The sequence below is a fragment of the Limnovirga soli genome (genome assembly GCF_013106755.1).
GTDB classification, from domain to species: Bacteria; Bacteroidota; Bacteroidia; order Chitinophagales; family Chitinophagaceae; genus Limnovirga; species Limnovirga soli.
Map to the genome: position 1 here is coordinate 384,174 of NZ_WHPF01000004.1, position 18,636 is coordinate 402,809.

12 protein-coding genes are annotated in these 18,636 nt (G+C 40.6%); 9 read left to right on the plus strand and 3 right to left on the minus strand.

Annotated elements, in window-relative coordinates; translation table 11 throughout:
• Positions 1-327 precede the first annotated feature (327 nt).
• The 6 genes from GD597_RS07115 (at position 328) to GD597_RS07140 (ending at position 10,035) form a co-directional block, all read left to right on the plus strand.
• Complete coding sequence (locus tag GD597_RS07115; protein WP_171607134.1) at positions 328-4,695, plus strand: CusA/CzcA family heavy metal efflux RND transporter; 4,368 nt, start codon at positions 328-330, stop codon at positions 4,693-4,695.
• Between the two features lie 3 nt (positions 4,696-4,698).
• Complete coding sequence (locus GD597_RS07120) at positions 4,699-5,835, plus strand: efflux RND transporter periplasmic adaptor subunit (protein WP_171607135.1); 1,137 nt, start codon at positions 4,699-4,701, stop codon at positions 5,833-5,835.
• Positions 5,836-6,174: 339 nt separating this feature from the next.
• Positions 6,175-6,723: a hypothetical protein gene (locus GD597_RS07125; protein WP_171607136.1), complete on the plus strand. Its 549-nt coding sequence runs from the start codon at positions 6,175-6,177 to the stop codon at positions 6,721-6,723.
• A 132-nt stretch (positions 6,724-6,855) separates the two neighbouring features.
• The gene (locus GD597_RS07130) at positions 6,856-7,317 is read left to right on the plus strand and encodes a (2Fe-2S)-binding protein (protein WP_171607137.1); all 462 of its coding nucleotides are present in this window, start codon (positions 6,856-6,858) and stop codon (positions 7,315-7,317) included.
• Between the two features lie 4 nt (positions 7,318-7,321).
• Positions 7,322-9,475, plus strand: a complete 2,154-nt coding sequence (locus GD597_RS07135; protein WP_171607138.1) for a xanthine dehydrogenase family protein molybdopterin-binding subunit — start codon at positions 7,322-7,324, stop codon at positions 9,473-9,475.
• A 167-nt stretch (positions 9,476-9,642) separates the two neighbouring features.
• Entirely contained in the window at positions 9,643-10,035 is a 393-nt protein-coding gene (locus GD597_RS07140) for a VOC family protein (RefSeq protein WP_171607139.1), read from the plus strand.
• A gap of 3 nt (positions 10,036-10,038) precedes the next feature.
• On the opposite strand, the gene GD597_RS07145 is transcribed toward GD597_RS07140, so the two are convergent.
• From GD597_RS07145 to GD597_RS07155, 3 genes are all read right to left on the minus strand, one after another.
• Complete coding sequence (locus GD597_RS07145) at positions 10,039-11,715, minus strand: DUF3472 domain-containing protein (RefSeq protein ID WP_171607140.1); 1,677 nt, start codon at positions 11,713-11,715, stop codon at positions 10,039-10,041.
• Between the two features lie 51 nt (positions 11,716-11,766).
• Positions 11,767-12,762 (minus strand): tRNA (adenosine(37)-N6)-threonylcarbamoyltransferase complex transferase subunit TsaD, encoded by a 996-nt coding sequence (gene tsaD, locus GD597_RS07150; protein ID WP_171607141.1) that lies wholly within the window; start codon positions 12,760-12,762, stop codon positions 11,767-11,769.
• Between the two features lie 167 nt (positions 12,763-12,929).
• Positions 12,930-14,189, minus strand: coding sequence for an ABC transporter permease (locus tag GD597_RS07155; protein WP_171607142.1), 1,260 nt, complete (start codon positions 14,187-14,189; stop codon positions 12,930-12,932).
• A 383-nt stretch (positions 14,190-14,572) separates the two neighbouring features.
• Between GD597_RS07155 and GD597_RS07160 the strand changes: the two genes are divergently transcribed.
• From GD597_RS07160 to GD597_RS07170, 3 genes are all read left to right on the plus strand, one after another.
• Complete coding sequence (locus GD597_RS07160) at positions 14,573-15,244, plus strand: succinate dehydrogenase cytochrome b subunit (RefSeq protein ID WP_171607143.1); 672 nt, start codon at positions 14,573-14,575, stop codon at positions 15,242-15,244.
• A 186-nt stretch (positions 15,245-15,430) separates the two neighbouring features.
• The gene (locus GD597_RS07165) at positions 15,431-17,404 is read left to right on the plus strand and encodes a fumarate reductase/succinate dehydrogenase flavoprotein subunit (RefSeq protein WP_171607144.1); all 1,974 of its coding nucleotides are present in this window, start codon (positions 15,431-15,433) and stop codon (positions 17,402-17,404) included.
• A 62-nt stretch (positions 17,405-17,466) separates the two neighbouring features.
• Positions 17,467-18,231, plus strand: coding sequence for a succinate dehydrogenase/fumarate reductase iron-sulfur subunit (locus GD597_RS07170; RefSeq protein ID WP_171607145.1), 765 nt, complete (start codon positions 17,467-17,469; stop codon positions 18,229-18,231).
• The last annotated feature ends 405 nt before the right edge of the window (positions 18,232-18,636 follow it).

Below are 18,636 nucleotides of genomic sequence, written 5' to 3' on the forward strand. Positions count from 1 at the left end.
TAGCCTGCAATATATTTGTATGTATGGTACCTGTTGCCGTTTACCAGAAATAAAACAGGCCGAATTGTAGCAAACTATTACACAATTGGCACAAACTGTTTTGAATATGCTGAAACAAACAGGTGTTTTTGTTGTTGGCTTACAGAATGGTTAATGCATATGATGCGGGAAAATTTGATTTAAGGTTAAATAATTTACCGCCAGCAAAAAAACTGTACACAACATGCTGAATAGTATTGTTGCCGTACAAGAGTGCGACGCAAGAAAAGCCTCGGTTAAAGTGCTTTGGCCGGGATCATCATCATTATCTAAAATAACTTTATTACTATGCTTAACAGCATTATTCATTTCTCTATAAGAAACAAACTTATTATAGGCCTCTTTATACTGGCATTGATAGGTTGGGGCTCTTACTCGGTAACGCAGCTGCCAATTGACGCTGTACCCGATATTACCAATAATCAGGTGCTGGTAATTACTTCTGCACCCAGCCTTGGCGCACCAGATGTAGAAAGGTTTATAACCGTGCCTATTGAACAGGGTACCCGCAATGTGCCGGGAATTATTGAACAAAGAAGTTTTAGCCGCTTTGGCCTAAGCCTTGTTACCATTGTGTTTGACGATAAAACTGATGTGTATTGGGCAAGGCAACAAGTAAGTGAAAGGTTGGCGCAGGTGCAACAACAAATTCCACCAGGATTGGGCTCGCCTTCATTAGGCCCTGTTACCACCGGGTTGGGTGAAGTATTTCAATACGTTGTAAAAGCAAAGCCCGGGTATGAAGGCAAATACGATCTGGCTGCTTTAAGGGATATTCAGGATTGGATTGTTAGAAGACAATTGCTGGGAACTGCCGGTGTTGCCGATGTTAGCAGCTTTGGGGGATTGGTAAAGCAATATGAGGTTGCTATTCATCCGGAAAAACTAAAGAGCTTTTCATTAACCATTAGCGATGTATTTACAGCCTTGCAGGATAATAATCAAAACACAGGTGGTGCTTATATTGAAAGGGGCCCCAATGTATTATTTATTAGAAGCGAAGGTTTGGTGAAAAACCTGGAGGACATTGGCAATATTGTAGTAAAGCAAGTGAACGGCGTACCCGTATTGGTAAAAAATGTTGCTGAGGTTCAATTCGGCAATGCAGTAAGATATGGCGCCACCTTGTTTAATGATGAAGGTGAAGTTGCTGGTGCTGTGGTAATGATGCTAAAAGGCGAAAACAGCAGCAAGGTAATTGTGAGTGTAAAAGAAAAAATTGCACAAATAGAAAAAACACTACCCGAAGGTGTGATGATTGAACCTTTTTTAGACCGTACCAAAATGGTAAATAATGCCATTGGTACCGTAGAACATAACTTACTGGAAGGTGCACTGATAGTAATATTTGTATTGGTGCTTTTTCTGGGCAATTTAAGAGCAGGTTTTATAGTAGCATCGGTTATACCATTGGCCATGTTGTTTGCCATTATTATGATGAATTTATTTGGGGTTAGTGGTAACCTGATGAGTTTGGGAGCACTTGATTTTGGCCTGTTGGTAGATGGAGCGGTAATTATTGTGGAAGCGGTGATGCATAGGCTAAGTCATAGCCGTAAGTTAGGCACAACTATAACAATTACCCAGCAAAGGATGGACGATGAAGTGGAAGGCTCTGCCAGGAAAATGATGAACAGTGCCGCATTTGGGCAAATCATTATTCTAATTGTGTATTTACCCATTCTTTCACTGGAAGGTATTGAGGGAAAAATGTTTAAGCCAATGGCAGAAACAGTTTCTTTCGCGATAATTGGTGCATTTATTTTATCACTTACTTATGTGCCCATGATGAGTGCCTTGTTATTAAGCAAAAGGCTGAATCATAAGGATACTATTTCTGATAAGATGATTAAAGCATTGGAGAAAATGTATACACCGGTACTTAAACGGGCCTTGAAAATACCGGTAGCAATTGTAATTGCTTCCTTTGTTTTGTTTGGTGCTGCAGTTGCAGTTATGAGCACACTTGGAGGTGAGTTTATTCCGCAATTGGAAGAGGGTGATTTTGCAGTTGATTCCAGGTTGTTAACAGGGTCTTCTCTTTCCAATTCTATTAATACATTTAAAAAAACGGCAAAGGTATTAAGGGATAGCTTTCCTGAAGTAGACAAGGTTGTTACCAAAATAGGTTCGGGCGAAATTCCAACAGATCCTATGCCATTAGAGGCGGCAGATATGATGGTGATTTTGAAGCCCAAAGACCAATGGACCAGTGCTAAAACCTTCCCTGAACTGGCTAATAAAATGAGTGCAGCCTTGCAACAAGTGCCGGGTGTAGCTACAGGTTTTCAATTTCCTGTGCAGATGCGGTTTAATGAGTTAATGACTGGTGCCAAACAAGATGTGGTTTGCAAAATTTATGGTGATGACCTTGATACCCTATCTGCCTATGCTGGCAAGCTCACAAAAATAATTCAAACAGTACAGGGTGCTAAAGATGTGTTTACGGAAACAGTTACGGGCATACCGCAATTAGTAATTACGTATAATCGCTCAGCTATAGCCCGTTATGGGGCTTCAATAAGTACAATTAATAACACAGTTCAGTCGGCTTTTGCAGGAGCCAGTGCAGGCCTTGTATTTGAGAATGATAAACGTTACGATTTGGTAATACGAATGAATGAAAAACAAAAGAATGATGTAAACAGTATTGGCGATTTGTTAATTGGATTGCCCAATGGAGAACAGATACCGCTTAATATGTTGGCATCTGTTGAAATAAAAGACGGCCCTTATCAAATACAAAGAGAAGACGGCAGAAGACGTATAACTGTTGGCTTTAATGTTCGTGACAGGGATGTACAAACCATTGTGGATGAACTGCAGCAAAAAGTTACTGAAGATGTAAAATTTCCGGCAGGTTATTATATTACTTATGGCGGACAATACGAGAATTTGCAGCATGCCACCCAACGGCTTAGTATAGCTTTGCCTGCGGCTTTATTGCTTATTTTTCTAATGCTGTTTTTTGCTTTTAATCAATTTAAATACTGTCTTTTAATTTTTTCTGCAATCCCTTTATCGGCTATTGGTGGTGTATTGGCGCTGTGGTTAAGAAGTATGCCATTTAGCATTTCTGCAGGTGTAGGTTTTATTGCTTTGTTTGGGGTGGCAGTATTAAATGGTATTGTGTTAATTAGTGAAATGAACCGCTTAAAACATGAAGGCATGACAGATATTAAAGAGATTATTATGCACGCCACACATTCCAGGTTAAGACCCGTTTTAATGACGGCCGCAGTTGCCTCCTTAGGCTTTTTGCCTATGGCCCTTAGCAATGGCGCCGGTGCTGAAGTGCAAAGACCTTTGGCTACAGTAGTAATTGGCGGATTAATTACAGCCACATTATTAACATTATTGGTTTTGCCTGCACTTTATCTCTTATTTGAAAAAGGAGGCACCAAAAAATCTAAAATTCCTGCGGTTGTTACTGTAATGCTTTGTATGCTTTTGCCGGTAATGGTGCAGGCGCAAACAGTTGCACAACCCATAAGCCTACAGCAGGCTATTGCCATTGCCAAAGAACAAAACCAGCAAATACTGTTGAGTAAATTACAGGAGCAGTATCATAAAGCTTTGCAACAATCAGGTACAGAGCTTCCCAAAACACAGTTTACTACCGAGATGGGTAAAATTAACAGTACCAATTTTGATAACCGCTTTACCCTGATGCAAACCTTTGCCGCACCGGTAGTTTATAAACGTCAGAAAACTGTTTTGGAGCTTAACTGGCAAACTGCTCAATTACAAACAGGAGTGCAGCAGGCAGATATTATTAGAATGGTAAAACATGCCTATCTGCAATTGCAATATTTGCAGGATAAAGAAAAACTCTTGTATAAAACTGATAGCATTTATGGCAAATATCAGCAGGTAGCACAATTAAGGTTTGAAAAAGGTGAGACCAACCTATTGGAAAAAACCACATTGGATAATATGGTGCAGCAAATAAAACTTCAGCTGCAAATGCTTGGTTCCGATAAGGAAGTGGCTGCCCGGCAGTTGGGAATTTTGCTTAACAGGGCTGTAATGTATTTTACTACAGATCAATTATCAGATGCGGCTATTATTTTTGATAGCACCACTTTAAGTCAGCATCCCTTTTTGCAATATTATAAGCAAATGGAGCAGGTTGCCGGTAGCGAAACCAATCTGGAAAAAGCCAGACTAAATCCTGATTTTTCACTAGGGTATAGTAATCAATCTATCATTGGATTTCAAAAAAATAAAGATGGCTCTGAAAGTTATTATGATGGAGGAAAGCGATTTTCAACCATGCAATTAGGTATTGGTATCCCACTTTTTAATAAGGCACAAAAGGCTAAAATAAATGCGGCAATACAAAAGCAAAATATAGCCGTGGCTTCCACTTCATTGGCGCAACAGCAGTTGCAAAATAAGCTGCAAACCAATTTTGAGGAATACAGCAAATACGCAAAGGCAATAGCCTATTATAAAACAAGTGCATTGCCGCAAAGCAATACCATTATTCAAACCGCAAATTTGAATTACAAAAATGGTTTGCTAACCTATATTGAATGGGGCACGCTGATTAGCAATGCCATTAATATTCAAAGCGAGTATACTGATGTGTTAAAAGAACTCAATGCCAGGAAAATTGAACTGGAATATTTATTACAACCAAATCAACAGTAAAAAATGAAGAAGATACTTATATATATTTCTGCTGCCATTTTAATAGTTTCCTGTAACAACAGTGCGGATGAAACTGTAGATGCCACTCAACAAAAATTACCAGGTAATACCGTAACCTTTGATAGCGCCCAGCTTAAAAATGCAGGCATACAAACAGATACAGCTTCATTGCAAATATTACATGCCACCATAAAAGCCAATGGCACTGTAGACGTGCCTCCGCAAAGTATGGTATCGGTTAGTTTTCCATTGGGAGGTTATCTAAAAAGTACATCACTGTTACCCGGTGCAGAAGTTAGAAAAGGCCAGGTATTGGGTATTATGGAAGATCAGGCTTATGTACAATTACAACAGGATTATCTTACCGCCAAAGCAAAAATGGAATACCTGAAAGCTGATGTGGAGCGCCAAAAAGAATTAACCGATGCAGAAGCCGCCAGCAAAAAAAATTATCAGTTGGTATTAAGCGATTTTAAAACGCAGCAAATATTAATCAGGGCACTGGAAGAGAAACTGAAAATCATTGGTATTGAACCAGGTAGCCTAAATGTAAATAATATTTCACGTGACGTTGCCATACATGCCCCCATCAATGGTTTTGTTAGTAAGGTAAATGTAAATATTGGAAAATATGTTAACCCGGCAGATGTGTTATTCGAGCTGATAAATCCGTCTGATATTCATGCCGCCATTACGGTATTTGAAAAAGATATTGCTGCCTTTAAAGCGGGTATGCAGGGAACAGTAACCCTTGCCGATGAACCGGGTAAAGCCTATAAGGTGGAAGTGATTCTGGTAACCCGCAACCTGGATGAAAACAGGGCCGGCATGGTGCATTGCCATTTTTTAACGCCGCAACATAACCTGCTGCCCGGCATGTTTTTAACCGGCAGTTTTGAGTTGGACAATAAAGCTGCCCAAACAATCCCTGAAGAAGCGGTATTGCGTTACGAAGGCAAAGAATTTGTTTTTCTTACCAAAGACGGCAGCACTTTTACCATGAAAGAAGTAAAAACCGGCGCCAAAGAAAATGGTTTTGTAGAGTTGTTACCCGATGATTCAACTTCGTGGATAGATAACCGGATTGTTGTAAAAGGTGCCTATTCAATTTTAGGCATGTTAAAAAATAAGTTGGAATAATTGTAGCCAGGCATAGCAATCCAATAGAGGCTTTTCTTGCGTCGCACTCTTGTACGTTTGGTAATGCTATGCAGCAAAAACCAATATAGTATATCCGTTTTAAAATCCAGTTGTATCTTAATATATTGCCGGTTAGCCATTGCTTACCGGCTTTTTTATGTACCTAACAATCTGGCTGTTCAAAAGCACCATAATTTGTTGCCGCACAAGTGTGCGACGCAAGTAAAGCCAGGATAACTACTTAATGTCTGGTTAATAAATGGTCAAGCTTGGTCACAACCCGCAATGATTTTTTCTTGTAGCTAAATAAAATGTATTTTAGTGTGTAACTTTACAAGCATGCGTAGTATTACTGTGTTCGCTATATTATTATGTTCCTTGGGGGTAAAAGCACAAATTGCTTTGCCACTTAGTTTTATGGATTATAACCAACGGCAGGTTTTTGTAAATCGCAATAAGGGTAACGATACAGTGGCAAACAAGAAATGGTTTTTTAGTGCTTATACCGGTGTTTCAACCAGTATGGCTTTTTATAAAGGCGGGCATGCTACAATGGTATCTGCGCCAATGGTGTTGCAACTAAACCATGCTTTAAATAAAAATTTATACGCTTTTGCCAATGTGTATGCTGCACCTGGATATGTAAATTTTAATCGATCTTTCTTAACTACCAACACGAATAAAGCCTGGCCCAATAATGGATTTGCCAATAGCGCCGGGTATAATATAAATGCCGGCGTTCAAATGGGCTTGATGTATGTAAATGATCAAAAAACATTTTCTATTTCGGGTAGTATTGGCATTGAAAGAAATAGTTATCCCTTGTTTCCCTATAATCAGCTCAACAACAACAGACCAATGCCTGTGCAGCCCTCCAAACTTTATTAGTTATTATTTACGCCCATTGTTACCAATTATTTGACCCTTTTAATAACTGAATGGTAATGCTTTTGCATTAAATTTACCAACACGGTAGAAATTTATTTTACCTAACTTCAAAGCACCAAAAATATAAGTGATATGCCAGTTTTTACATTACATATAAACAATAAGGAGCAGCAGGTAAATGTTGCTGCTGATACCCCTTTGCTTTGGGTGTTAAGAGACCATTTGGGGTTGGTAGGAACCAAATTTGGATGCGGTATTGCCGAGTGCGGGGCTTGTACTGTATTGCTGGATGGCAAAGCCATTAGAACCTGTGTATATCCTGTTTCTAAAATTAAAGCCACGCAAAAAATTACTACCATTGAAGGCTTATCTGAAAATGGCAACCATCCTTTGCAATTAGCCTGGGATGAAGTAGATGTACCCCAATGCGGTTATTGCCAGGCCGGCCAGATTATGACAGCAGCTGCATTGCTGATTAATAACCCCAAACCAACTGATGAAGAAATTCTTGATACCATGCACGACAATATTTGCCGTTGCGGGGCTTATCATCGTATTAGGGAAGCCGTAAAATTAGCCAGTACAAAAATGTAAAATTATGACAACATCATATAAAGCCAGCCGGAGGAATTTCTTAAAAAAAGTCAGCCTTTCTGGTGGAGGGTTGATTGTAGGTTTTAACTGGTTTACAGCAGCAGCTGAAAAACCTGTCGTTATTACCAATATGTCCATAGCAGGTGAGCTAGGTTTTAATAGTTATTTGTCAATTGCAGTTGATGGTACAATTACCATTTTTTCGCCAAATCCTGAATTGGGGCAAAACATAATGACCTCATTTCCTATGATTGTCGCAGAAGAACTGGATGCAGACTGGACCAAAGTAAAAGTGATGCAAGCTGCTCTTGATACTAAAAAGTATGACAGACAGTTAACCGGTGGTAGCGGTGCCATTCCACATTCATGGAAAAGATTGCGTGTTGCCGGGGCCACCGCCAGATACTTATTAATTGCGGCCGCTGCCAACCGCTGGAATGTTACAGCAGCCGAATGCAATACAAATAATGGGCAGGTAATACATACTGCAACCGGAAAAAAATTGGGTTATGGAGAGCTTGCAGCAGAAGCGGCAACTATTGCAGTGCCTGCAGATGTACCACTAAAAAACCGCAAGGATTTTACTATTATAGGCACAGCTGTTAAGAATGTAGAGAATAAAAAAATAATTACGGGTAAAGGTTTATTTGGCTTGGATTTTTACCGGGAAGGGATGGTGTTCGCCATGATACAGCGTCCGCCGGCATTTGGTACCAAAATACAAACAGTAGATGATGCGGCAGCCAAAGCATCCCCTGGTATTATTGATGTGGTTAGATTTAAAAATAATGTTGCGGTAGTGGGTACATCTACCTGGGAAATAATGAAAGCCCGTAAACTGTTAAAGGTTACATATGAAAAAGACGGTAATATTGAAAGTACCGAAGATCATGATACAATATTTGCAACGCTTTTAAACTCTGATAAAGCGGTAGTACGCCGTAAAGATGGAGATGTGGAAGCGGCATTTAAAACTGCGGCAAAGATTATTACAAGCGAATATCAATGTCCTTTCATACCACATAATCCACTGGAGCCAATGAATTTTTTTGCGGATGTGCGTACAGATGGGGTGGAATTGATTGGCCCAACGCAAACGCCTGGTAGTGCCAGGCAGGCAGTTTCCAAATTATTAAATATACCGGAAGATAAAATTACTGTGGATATTACCCGACTGGGTGGTGGCTTTGGCAGGCGGTTAAAATTTGACTATGTGTTGGAGGCAGCAGAGTTATCCAGTATTATTAAAAAGCCGGTAAAGCTAATATGGATAAGGGAAGATGATATGATGGGAGGAAGTTACAGACCCGCAGTAAGGTATCGTTTTCAGGCAGCGCTGGATGCCCAGGGGAATTTGATTGGCTATAAACTAAGAGGGGTAGGGATGAATCAAAATAATTCTACCCGTGAAGATAATTTCCCTTCAGGGGCAGTAGATAATTTGCTGATAGAATCGGTGGAACATATTTCTCCTATCACTACCGGTGCATGGCGTGCACCTGTTACCAATTTTTTAGGTTTTGCTGAGCAGAGTTTTATTGATGAAGTGGCCATGGCTGCCGGGAAAGACCCAATACAATTCAGGTTAGAATTGTTAGAAAAAGCCAAAACAAAACCTGTAGGCGCTATTAAATACAGTATTGACAGGATGGAAGCTGTTATAAAAATGGCCGCAGAAAAATCTGAATGGGGCAAAAAGCCCGGTGTTGCCCAGGGTTTTAGTATTTATTTTTCTCATGCCTCTTATGTAGCTCAGGTGTGCGAAGTAGAAATGGAAGGTAAATTTCCTAAAGTGAAGAAAATTATTGCCGTATCGGATTGTGGTGAAGTAGTAAATATTAGTGGTGCCAAACAGCAGGTAATGGGGGGAATTGTAGATGGTTTTGGTACTGCTATGTTTGGTAAACTTAGTTTTAAAAACGGGGCACCTGAACAAAAGAATTTTGATGAATATCGATTGATTCGTATGAAGGAAATACCTGAGATTGAACCTTATTTTGTGAATAATGGGATTGACCCAACAGGGTTGGGTGAACCTGCATTGCCTCCAACTGGAGGCGCTGTTGCCAATGCTTTATTTAAAGCCACCGGCACCCGTTTAAGAAACCAGCCTTTTATAGATGATGCTACTATAGGGAAACAACTAAGGGGATACTAATATAGATTACAGCCGTTTAAAGCTGAATAAAGTGCTAAACGTACAAGTGAGTGACACAAGGATGCTGCAATAAGTACCCATTGCTGGTAAACAAAAAATGCAGGTAAATGCCTGCATAAAAATTTTAGGCATGACGGGTTTTAATGGTAAACAAAACTTCTGGGTGAATGAAACAAGAGTTGGCACATATTGCTTTGGTTGTGGCTGACTATGATGAGGCCATTGCTTTTTATACGCAAAAATTGCATTTTACCTTAGTGGAAGACACTGTGTTAAGCGACACAAAGCGCTGGGTGTTGGTAGCGCCGCCTGGTGCTAAAGGATGCCAGCTTTTATTGGCAAAAGCGGCAACAGATGAACAGAAAAGCCGGGTAGGTAACCAAACCGGTGGCAGGGTATTTCTATTTTTGTTTACCGATGACTTTTGGCGTGACTATAACCGCATGACTGCAGATGATATACGCTTTATTCGCGGCCCAATAAAGGAAGAATATGGTACCGTTGCCGTTTTTGAAGACTTATACGGGAATCTTTGGGATTTAATTGAACCAATTAAATAAATGCTATTGGGCAGGTGTTGCCTGCTGCACCGTAATATCAAACACAAGAATACTATTCGAAGGAATATCATTGCCCAAATAGCGGATAGCATAAGCCAGTCCTGAAGGAATATACAAACGAATAGTACCGCCAACTTTACATTTAGGTACACCCAATTGCCAGCCTTTAATTAATCGATTCAATGGAAAGCTGATGGGCTTTTCGGCGGTTGAATCAAAAACAGCCCCGTTGCTAAATAAACTGCCTTTATAAAACACGGTAACAGTATCGGTTACCTGTACCGCATTGCCGGTGCCCTCTTTTAGGATGCTGTAATAAACCCCATTAACAGAACCCGTGGTATCAATTTTGCCTGCTTGTATGGCTTGAAGGATTGCGGAATTATCCAGCATGGCTTGCTGGGCACTATCTGTATTATTGCGTAAATTAAATGAAGGATGTTCTTTATTGGCTACTCGGGTTAAGCTATCACCAAAAGCTATATTGGCTGCATGAAAACCTCCATTCCATAGATAAAATTTATTGTTGGTAACGCCACCGCCAAAATCAATACGATCTTTTGCACGGCCAGTAACATCGCAGGAGAAAGTGGCTTTGGTAAGTTCTTTCCATTCGTTGTTTTCGTGCTGTACCCATTGGTTGCCATAGAATGCTTTACGGTAAAGCTGGCCATTTACGCCGCTAAAATCCTCTGTAAATGAGTAGAGATGTTTAAGATAGTTGCCATCTTTTGGCGCTTTAAATGCGGCTACAAATTTCCATGCTTTTAGCTCTGGTGCAAAGAAATAAGCAGCGTAAATAGTTGTTTTGGCAGCTGTATCCGGATAAGCAGTTACCATAAATTTGTAGGTCGAATCTGCCTGCCAGTTAAATACCCAATGGCTATGGCCGCCGGTACCTTCATTGCCAAAATCGCTGGCTTCAACATTAATACCTTTGGCCAGTAGCTGTACGCGGTTGGTATCGGCTACGTTTTTTCTGTCAACCGCTTCATTGCCGGCATCCCAAATGGAGAAAATTACACGTCTTTCTGTTGGACTGTTTACCTGAATACCAAAATAACCACGGGTAAAACCGCATGCCATATAATAGGTATGTATCAGATCAGCACCTTTGGGTACGGTAATTTCATTATAAAAGGCAATGATTTTGTCGCTATCGGTAATGGGATATAAAAGGTGTACAGAGGCGGCATTGCGTCTTTCCTTAGTGTTGATAAAAAATGCATTATTGGTGGCACTATTTAATTCAATTGACTGAATATTGGCAATTTCTTTACCATTGGCATGTAAGCAGGTAATGGATATTTTCAATGCGCCGGTATCGGCCATATTAATACTGCCTATCGTATATTTTTTTATTTTTCTTGAAGCAGGAATAACCACCTGAAATTGATTGCCTGCAATACTTACCAATAATGTAGCTCCTTTTTTTGACCTGGCATTAACGCTGATGATGGCTTTGCCGGGTTGTTGTACCACACACCAGTATTCAATTGATTGTGCAGTGTTACTCCAGTTGATTAGGCCATTTTTAGTGGTAAAAAGGGTGGTGGTTTCTTCATCTTCTGCAGGTATGGCATAACCTGTATAACCAGGAATTTGTGAAACAAATTGAGCCTGAACAGCAGAAGTGGATATGCTATATACAATGGTTATGAGCAGAATAAAATGTTTCATGTTTTTTGTTGAATGTAGTTGCAATTTACTTTACAATTTAAATAACACTTTTTACCAGGAAGCCCTTGCACTCGGGCTGGCATCCAGTGTGGTAAAATCGCCTGCAAGGTATTTATAATAGGCGGTTATGGCAATCATGCCCGCATTATCAGTGCAATATTCAAAAGGTGGGATGAAGGTGTTCCATCCATATTTTTTACCATCCTCCTGCAGGGCTTTGCGCAAACCGCTATTGGCACTTACACCACCCGCAATACAAATATTTCGTACACCGGTTTGCTGTACTGCTTTTTTTAATTTCTTCATTAATATTTGTATGATGGTATATTGCACCGAGGCGCAGAGGTCTAATATATTTGCCTGTATAAACTCAGGGGTTTGTTTTTGTAAGAAATATAAAACAGAAGTTTTTAAACCGCTAAAGCTAAAGTTCAATTCTGGTATTTGTGGCTCGGCAAATTTAAAAGCCAATGGATTGCCTTGCTGGGCATATTTATCTACCAGCGGTCCGCCGGGGTAGGGTAGCCCAAGTAATTTGGCCGTTTTATCAAATGCTTCGCCGGCGGCATCATCAATGGTTTCTCCAATTACGGTTAGGTCTAATGGCGATTTTGCCAATACTATTTGTGTATGGCCCCCGCTTACCGTTAAGCATAAAAAGGGAAAAGCAGGAGGGCTTTCGTTGATTAAATTGGCTAACACATGGGCCTGCATGTGGTGCACAGCTATTAATGGTTTGTCCAACGCCAGGGCCAGAGATTTGGCAAATTGTACGCCTACCAGTAAACTGCCAATTAAACCCGGTGCCTGCGTAAATGCAATAGCGTTTAACTGAGATAACAGATGACCTGACTGTTTTAATGCCGCATCTACCACAGGTACAATATTTTGTAAGTGTGCCCTGCTGGCCAGTTCAGGCACTACACCACCATATTTTTCGTGTACGGTTTGGTTGGCTATATAGTTAGATAGTATTTTGCCGTCCACACAAACGGAGGCAGCTGTTTCATCGCAGGAAGATTCTATGGCCAATATGGTTACAGACAAAGTAATTTACTTTTATGGCTGCAAATGTACTAGCAAAACTGTATTGAGTTAGGGATTGTAAATAAGTTTGTTGTTTTACTGCTGCATAGCAATATAGGCGTACAAGTGAGTGACACAAGTAAAGCCAAATAGCACCACTAATGATCGTAAACAAATAAACCGGAATATTATTTTGAACGGATAGCTACTACCGGATCCATTTTGGCAGCAATAGATGCCGGGATAATGCCGGATAACACACCTAATACCACACAAAGTGTAAATGCCAGCGTAATAATATTGGGAGATACCACAATTGGGAAGGGCAGTACAGAACTAAGCCCCAATGCCAGTAGCCAAACCATTAATACCCCCATTAAACCGCCAATGATGCAGAGAAATGCACTTTCCAATAAAAACTCGGTAAGTATGGTCCTTTTTTTGGCGCCAATGGCTTTCTTTAAACCTATTTGGCTGGTGCGTTCCCTTACGGTTACAAACATAATATTAGCCACGCCAAATAAACCTACAATTAAGCTAAGGCCTGCAATAGCCCAGCCACCCACATTTACCTGGCCAAAAAATCCACTTACCTGTTTGCTGAAATTATTAATATCGTTTAGGGCAAAATTATCTTCATCTGTAGGGCTTAACCTTCTTTGGGCACGCATAATGCCTTTAAGATCGTCTATAAGCGCGGCGGTGGGCACATTGTCCTGTGCATTCACCAATATTTTGGCATCAGTGTATTTACCATTTACATCGTAAATACTGGCATAGTAGCGGTAAGATAACAATATACAATGGTCGTAATCAAAACCGCCAACAAAACTTTGTCCCTGTTTTTTAATAACCCCCGTAACCACTACTTTTTTGCCATCAAAAGTTACGGTTTTATCAATAGCTTTTTCGGGGCTGCCAAAAAGTTGAATGGCAATTTCGTTGCCTATAACCCCAACGGCATTACCGCGAATAAACTCGGTAGCATTCAGGTAACGTCCATTAGATATTTCTATGGTTTGCATTTCTGCAAAATCTTCGCTTACGCAATAAATGCCAACATTATTATATTGATTGTTTTTGTAAGTAGCATTGGCATTGGTAGAGTTAAAATAACATACGTGTTTTGCCAGGGTGCTTTTTTGTTTTATAAAACTTACTTCATCGTATTTAGGCAGGGGGCGATTAATATATTTCCACCAGGGGTAATCGCCATCATCGCCTCCGCCATATTCCCATTTGTCAATATAAATAGTATTGGAACCCAGCGCATTAATATCAGATTGCACTTTGCTTTCCAGGCTGCCAACGGTGGCCAATACACCAATAATACAAAAAATGCCAAATGCGATGCCGATGAGCGACAGGGAACTTCTTAGTTTGTTATTATTCAACTCCTGAACGGATAACTTAAAACTGTTCCAGAATATAGATAGCGTTTTTAGCATAATTCAAATGTAAAGCACCCTGCAGCAAGAACCGAATTTTTTTAGATGAGCGGAAAAATTTCATTGTAAGCAGGTAATTAGCTTGCCATTGCGTATAAAAAACAGGATAAAGAAGCCTTTATGGTTATGGGCCAGGCATACAAATGCCAATTAGGCTTTAATTGCGTCGCACTCTTGTACACCGGGAATACTATGCAGCAAAACCCTTTAGATGCAACAGCCATAAGGGTTTAAATAATATGCATTTAGTTTGCATATTTTCAAATGTGTGGTATTGTAAAGGCTAAGCCAAATATCTGTTTAAAAATATTAATCATAAACAACAGAAACTGAACGTACTGCCTTACTTTTGCTGCGATTTATTCACAATCAATCTTGTTAGTATGACCTGGAAACAAGTTTTTACGTCTTCTGTAGGAAAGAAATTAACAATGGGTTTTACCGGTATCTTCCTTATTTTATTCTTAGTAATTCATGCCGGGCTTAACGCTTGTATTTGGGCAAACGATGGGGGTGAAATGTTTAATGCCGGCGCTCATTTTATGGGTTCTAACTGGGTACCCCGTATTTTGGAAATTGGCTTATTTGCAGGCCTGTTATTACACATTATTCAGGGCCTTATGCTGGAAATGAGCAACCGTAGCAAAAGGGCTACCGGTTATGCTGTGGCTTATGGCAATGGAGGCAGTAAATGGTATAGCCGTAGCATGGGTTTGCTGGGTACCATCATTTTACTGTTTTTAGTATTGCATTTGTCAGATTTCTGGTACCCTAACCGCTCAAGCCAGGGCTTTTTACTAGGTGAAGAAATTAACCTGTTTACCAAAATGCAACAGGAATTTAGCGAATTATGGGTAGTAATTGTATATGTGTTGGGTTGTATTTCTTTGGGCTATCACCTGGCACATGGTTTTCAGAGTGCATTTAGAACCGTTGGGGTACATAATAAAAGGTATAACCTTATGCTCATGACGCTGGGTTATGCTTATTCCATTGTTATTCCTTTGGCCTTTGCCATGATGCCGGTTTCTATGTATTTGGGTTGGGTACATTAATCTTATACAACCCGTTTTACTGCCGCATTACACCCGAACGTTGAAGAGTGCGACGCAAGTAAAGCAAAATTAAAAAACAAAAGCTGGGTACATGAAAATGTTTAACCAGTTTTATAGTGATATTTAAACAAGCAGCAGGCATTACTTGTTTCTTGTAAACTAATGAACTTGTAAACTTTATCTATTATGCTCGATGCAAAAATTCCTTCCGGCCCGTTAGATAGTAAATGGACAGATTATAAGGGCCATTGTAAACTGGTAAACCCGGCCAACAAACGTAAGCTGGAAGTAATAGTAGTAGGTACCGGTTTGGCCGGCGCATCTGCTGCTGCTGCCATGGGAGAACTGGGGTATAAAGTAAAAGCGTTTTGTTTTCAGGATTCTCCCCGCCGTGCACACTCAATTGCTGCACAGGGTGGTATTAATGCTGCCAAAAACTATCAGAACGATGGTGACAGTGTTTTCCGTTTGTTTTATGATACTATTAAAGGAGGCGACTATCGAGCACGTGAATCAAATGTGCATCGTCTGGCCGAAGTAAGTGCCAATATTATTGATCAGTGCGTAGCACAAGGTGTACCATTTGCCCGTGAATATGGTGGCATGTTAAGCAACCGTAGCTTTGGTGGTACCCAGGTACAAAGAACATTTTATGCTGCCGGACAAACCGGTCAGCAATTATTAATAGGTGCTTACCAGGCCCTTGAAAGGCAGGTAGCATTGGGTAATGTAAAAATGTATGCCCGCCACGAAATGCTGGATGTGGTAATGATTGATGGCAAAGCCCGTGGTATTATTGCCCGCAACCTGGTAAACGGCGAACTGGAAAGGCATTTTGGCCATGCAGTATTGTTATGTTCCGGTGGTTATGGCAATGTGTTTTATTTATCTACCAATGCAATGGGTAGTAATGTTACCGCTGCATGGAAGGCGCATGTTAAAGGTGCTGCTTTTGCCAATCCCTGCTTTACACAAATTCACCCTACCTGTATACCGGTAAGTGGCGACCATCAAAGTAAACTAACCCTGATGAGTGAAAGTTTACGTAACGATGGCAGGATTTGGGTTCCCAAAAAGCAAGGCGATAATCGCAGCCCTGTTGACATAAAAGAAGAAGAAAGAGATTATTACCTGGAAAGAAGATACCCTGCTTTTGGTAATCTGGTACCAAGAGATGTGGCCAGCCGTGCCGCCAAAGAAAGATGTGATGCCGGTTATGGTGTTGGTACTTCCAAGCAAGCTGTATACCTGGATTATGCCGATGCCATTGTACGCTATGGTAAAATTGAAATAGGTAAACAAGGCCGTGAAAATGTAAGCGAAGAAGAAATTATCAAGCTGGGTAAAGAAGTAGTAAAAGAGAAATACGGTAACCTGTTTGATATGTATGCCAAGATTACCGGCGAAAATCCTTACGAAGTACCGATGCGTATTTACCCTGCTGTGCACTATACCATGGGCGGTTTATGGGTAGATTATGAATTACAAACCACTTTACCCGGTGTATATGCATTGGGCGAAGCCAACTTTAGCGATCATGGTGCTAACCGTTTAGGTGCCAGTGCATTAATGCAGGGTTTGGCTGACGGTTACTTTGTAATTCCTTACACCATTGGCAATTACCTGGCCGATGAAATTTATAACAAACCGGTTTCCATCGAGCATCCTGCATTTAAAGAAGCAGAACAGGCCGTAAGCGACCGCATTAATACCTTAATGAATATCAAGGGCAGCCAAACTGTGGAAAGCTTCCACAAACGCCTGGGTAAAATTATGTGGGATAAATGTGGAATGGCCCGTAACGAAGCTGGTTTAAAAGAAGCTATACAGGAAATACAGGCATTGAAAAAAGAGTTCTGGAGCGATGTAAAAATACCTGGCGAAATAAACGAAATGAACCCCGAACTGGACAAAGCCGGTCGTGTGGCCGACTTTATAGAACTGGGCGAGTTAATGTGTAAAGATGCTTTAAACCGCAACGAAAGTTGTGGTGGTCACTTCCGCGAAGAATCGCAAACACCGGAAGGCGAAGCTTTACGTGATGATGCCAATTTTATGTATGTTGCCGCATGGGAATACAAAGCCGATAGCGAATGGGAACTACATAAAGAACCATTGGTGTACGATGTGGTAAAACCATCGCAACGTAGCTATAAATAGCAGTAACAACTGCCACCCATTTCAGGTTAATGAATTGTCTAATTTTTGACTAATTTTTTTATATGGAACATCAGAATATCAATCTGTCATTAAAAGTTTGGCGCCAGAAAAACAGTAACAGCAAAGGTGCTTTTGAAACATATAAGGTAAATAACATCTCTACCGAGATGAGCTTTTTGGAAATGTTCGACGTAATGAACGAAGAGCTTATTACCGAAGGCAAAGACCCCGTAACTTTCGATCATGATTGCCGTGAAGGTATTTGTGGTGCCTGCTCCATGTACATTAATGGTAAACCGCATGGTCCATGGGAAGCCAATACTACCTGTCAGTTACACATGCGTGCCTTTAAAGATGGCGAAACCATTGTGGTAGAACCATGGCGCGCCAATGCATTTCCGGTTATAAAAGATTTAATGGTAGACCGTTCTGCCTTCGATAGAATTATACAGGCAGGCGGTTATATCAGCGTAAATACTGGTAATGCCGTAGATGGTAATTCAATGCCCATAGAAAAAGATAAGGCCGATGCTTCTTTTGCAGCAGCCATGTGTATTGGTTGCGGTGCCTGTGTGGCCGCCTGTAAAAACAGCAGTGCCATGTTATTTCTTTCAGCCAAAGTATCGCACCTGGCTTTATTGCCACAGGGCGATCCTGAACGTTCTACCCGTGTAATAAACATGGTAGCGCAAATGGATAAAGAAGGTTTTGGTGCCTGTACCAATACCGGTGCCTGCGAAGCCACCTGCCCCAAAGAGATTTCTATTACCAATATTGCCCGCCTTAACCAGGAATATTTATTGGCCAGTTTTACTGCTGATAAATAGGTCAATACCAACTAAATAATACAAAGCTGTTTCTATAAAAAAGAAGCAGCTTTTTTTGTGCCCGGCAGTAGCGCCAGGCCCGGCTTTACTTGCGTCGCACACTTGTACGTCTGGTAATGCTAATCAGCAATAAAATAGGTAATTCTTTCATGAGGCGGTTGTTTCTGTATCTCCTTCCAAGTCCTCGTATTCCAACACGGAGATACTGAAATGAATTCATATATTTCGCTATTTTGGCCATTAGCCACTAGCCGTTAGCTTTTAGCCAAACAGTCAATCAGCTTTAGCTAGCAGCTAATAGGCAACAGCTCTACAGTTTTTCCAAAAAATCCCCAAACACACAAAATTCTACCCCTATATAAAGCTGCATATATAATCTAACCGTACAAGAGTGCGACGCAAGTA

Excerpts from the sequence above, each read along its gene's own strand:
- GD597_RS07115 (WP_171607134.1), top strand. The coding sequence starts at position 328 with ATGCTTAACAGCATTATTCATTTCTCTATAAGAAACAAACTTATTATA.
- GD597_RS07120 (WP_171607135.1), top strand. The coding sequence starts at position 4,699 with ATGAAGAAGATACTTATATATATTTCTGCTGCCATTTTAATAGTTTCC.
- GD597_RS07125 (WP_171607136.1), top strand. The coding sequence starts at position 6,175 with ATGCGTAGTATTACTGTGTTCGCTATATTATTATGTTCCTTGGGGGTA.
- GD597_RS07130 (WP_171607137.1), top strand. The coding sequence starts at position 6,856 with ATGCCAGTTTTTACATTACATATAAACAATAAGGAGCAGCAGGTAAAT.
- GD597_RS07135 (WP_171607138.1), top strand. The coding sequence starts at position 7,322 with ATGACAACATCATATAAAGCCAGCCGGAGGAATTTCTTAAAAAAAGTC.
- GD597_RS07140 (WP_171607139.1), top strand. The coding sequence starts at position 9,643 with ATGAAACAAGAGTTGGCACATATTGCTTTGGTTGTGGCTGACTATGAT.
- GD597_RS07145 (WP_171607140.1), bottom strand. The coding sequence starts at position 11,715 with ATGAAACATTTTATTCTGCTCATAACCATTGTATATAGCATATCCACT.
- GD597_RS07155 (WP_171607142.1), bottom strand. The coding sequence starts at position 14,189 with ATGCTAAAAACGCTATCTATATTCTGGAACAGTTTTAAGTTATCCGTT.
- GD597_RS07160 (WP_171607143.1), top strand. The coding sequence starts at position 14,573 with ATGACCTGGAAACAAGTTTTTACGTCTTCTGTAGGAAAGAAATTAACA.
- GD597_RS07165 (WP_171607144.1), top strand. The coding sequence starts at position 15,431 with ATGCTCGATGCAAAAATTCCTTCCGGCCCGTTAGATAGTAAATGGACA.
- GD597_RS07170 (WP_171607145.1), top strand. The coding sequence starts at position 17,467 with ATGGAACATCAGAATATCAATCTGTCATTAAAAGTTTGGCGCCAGAAA.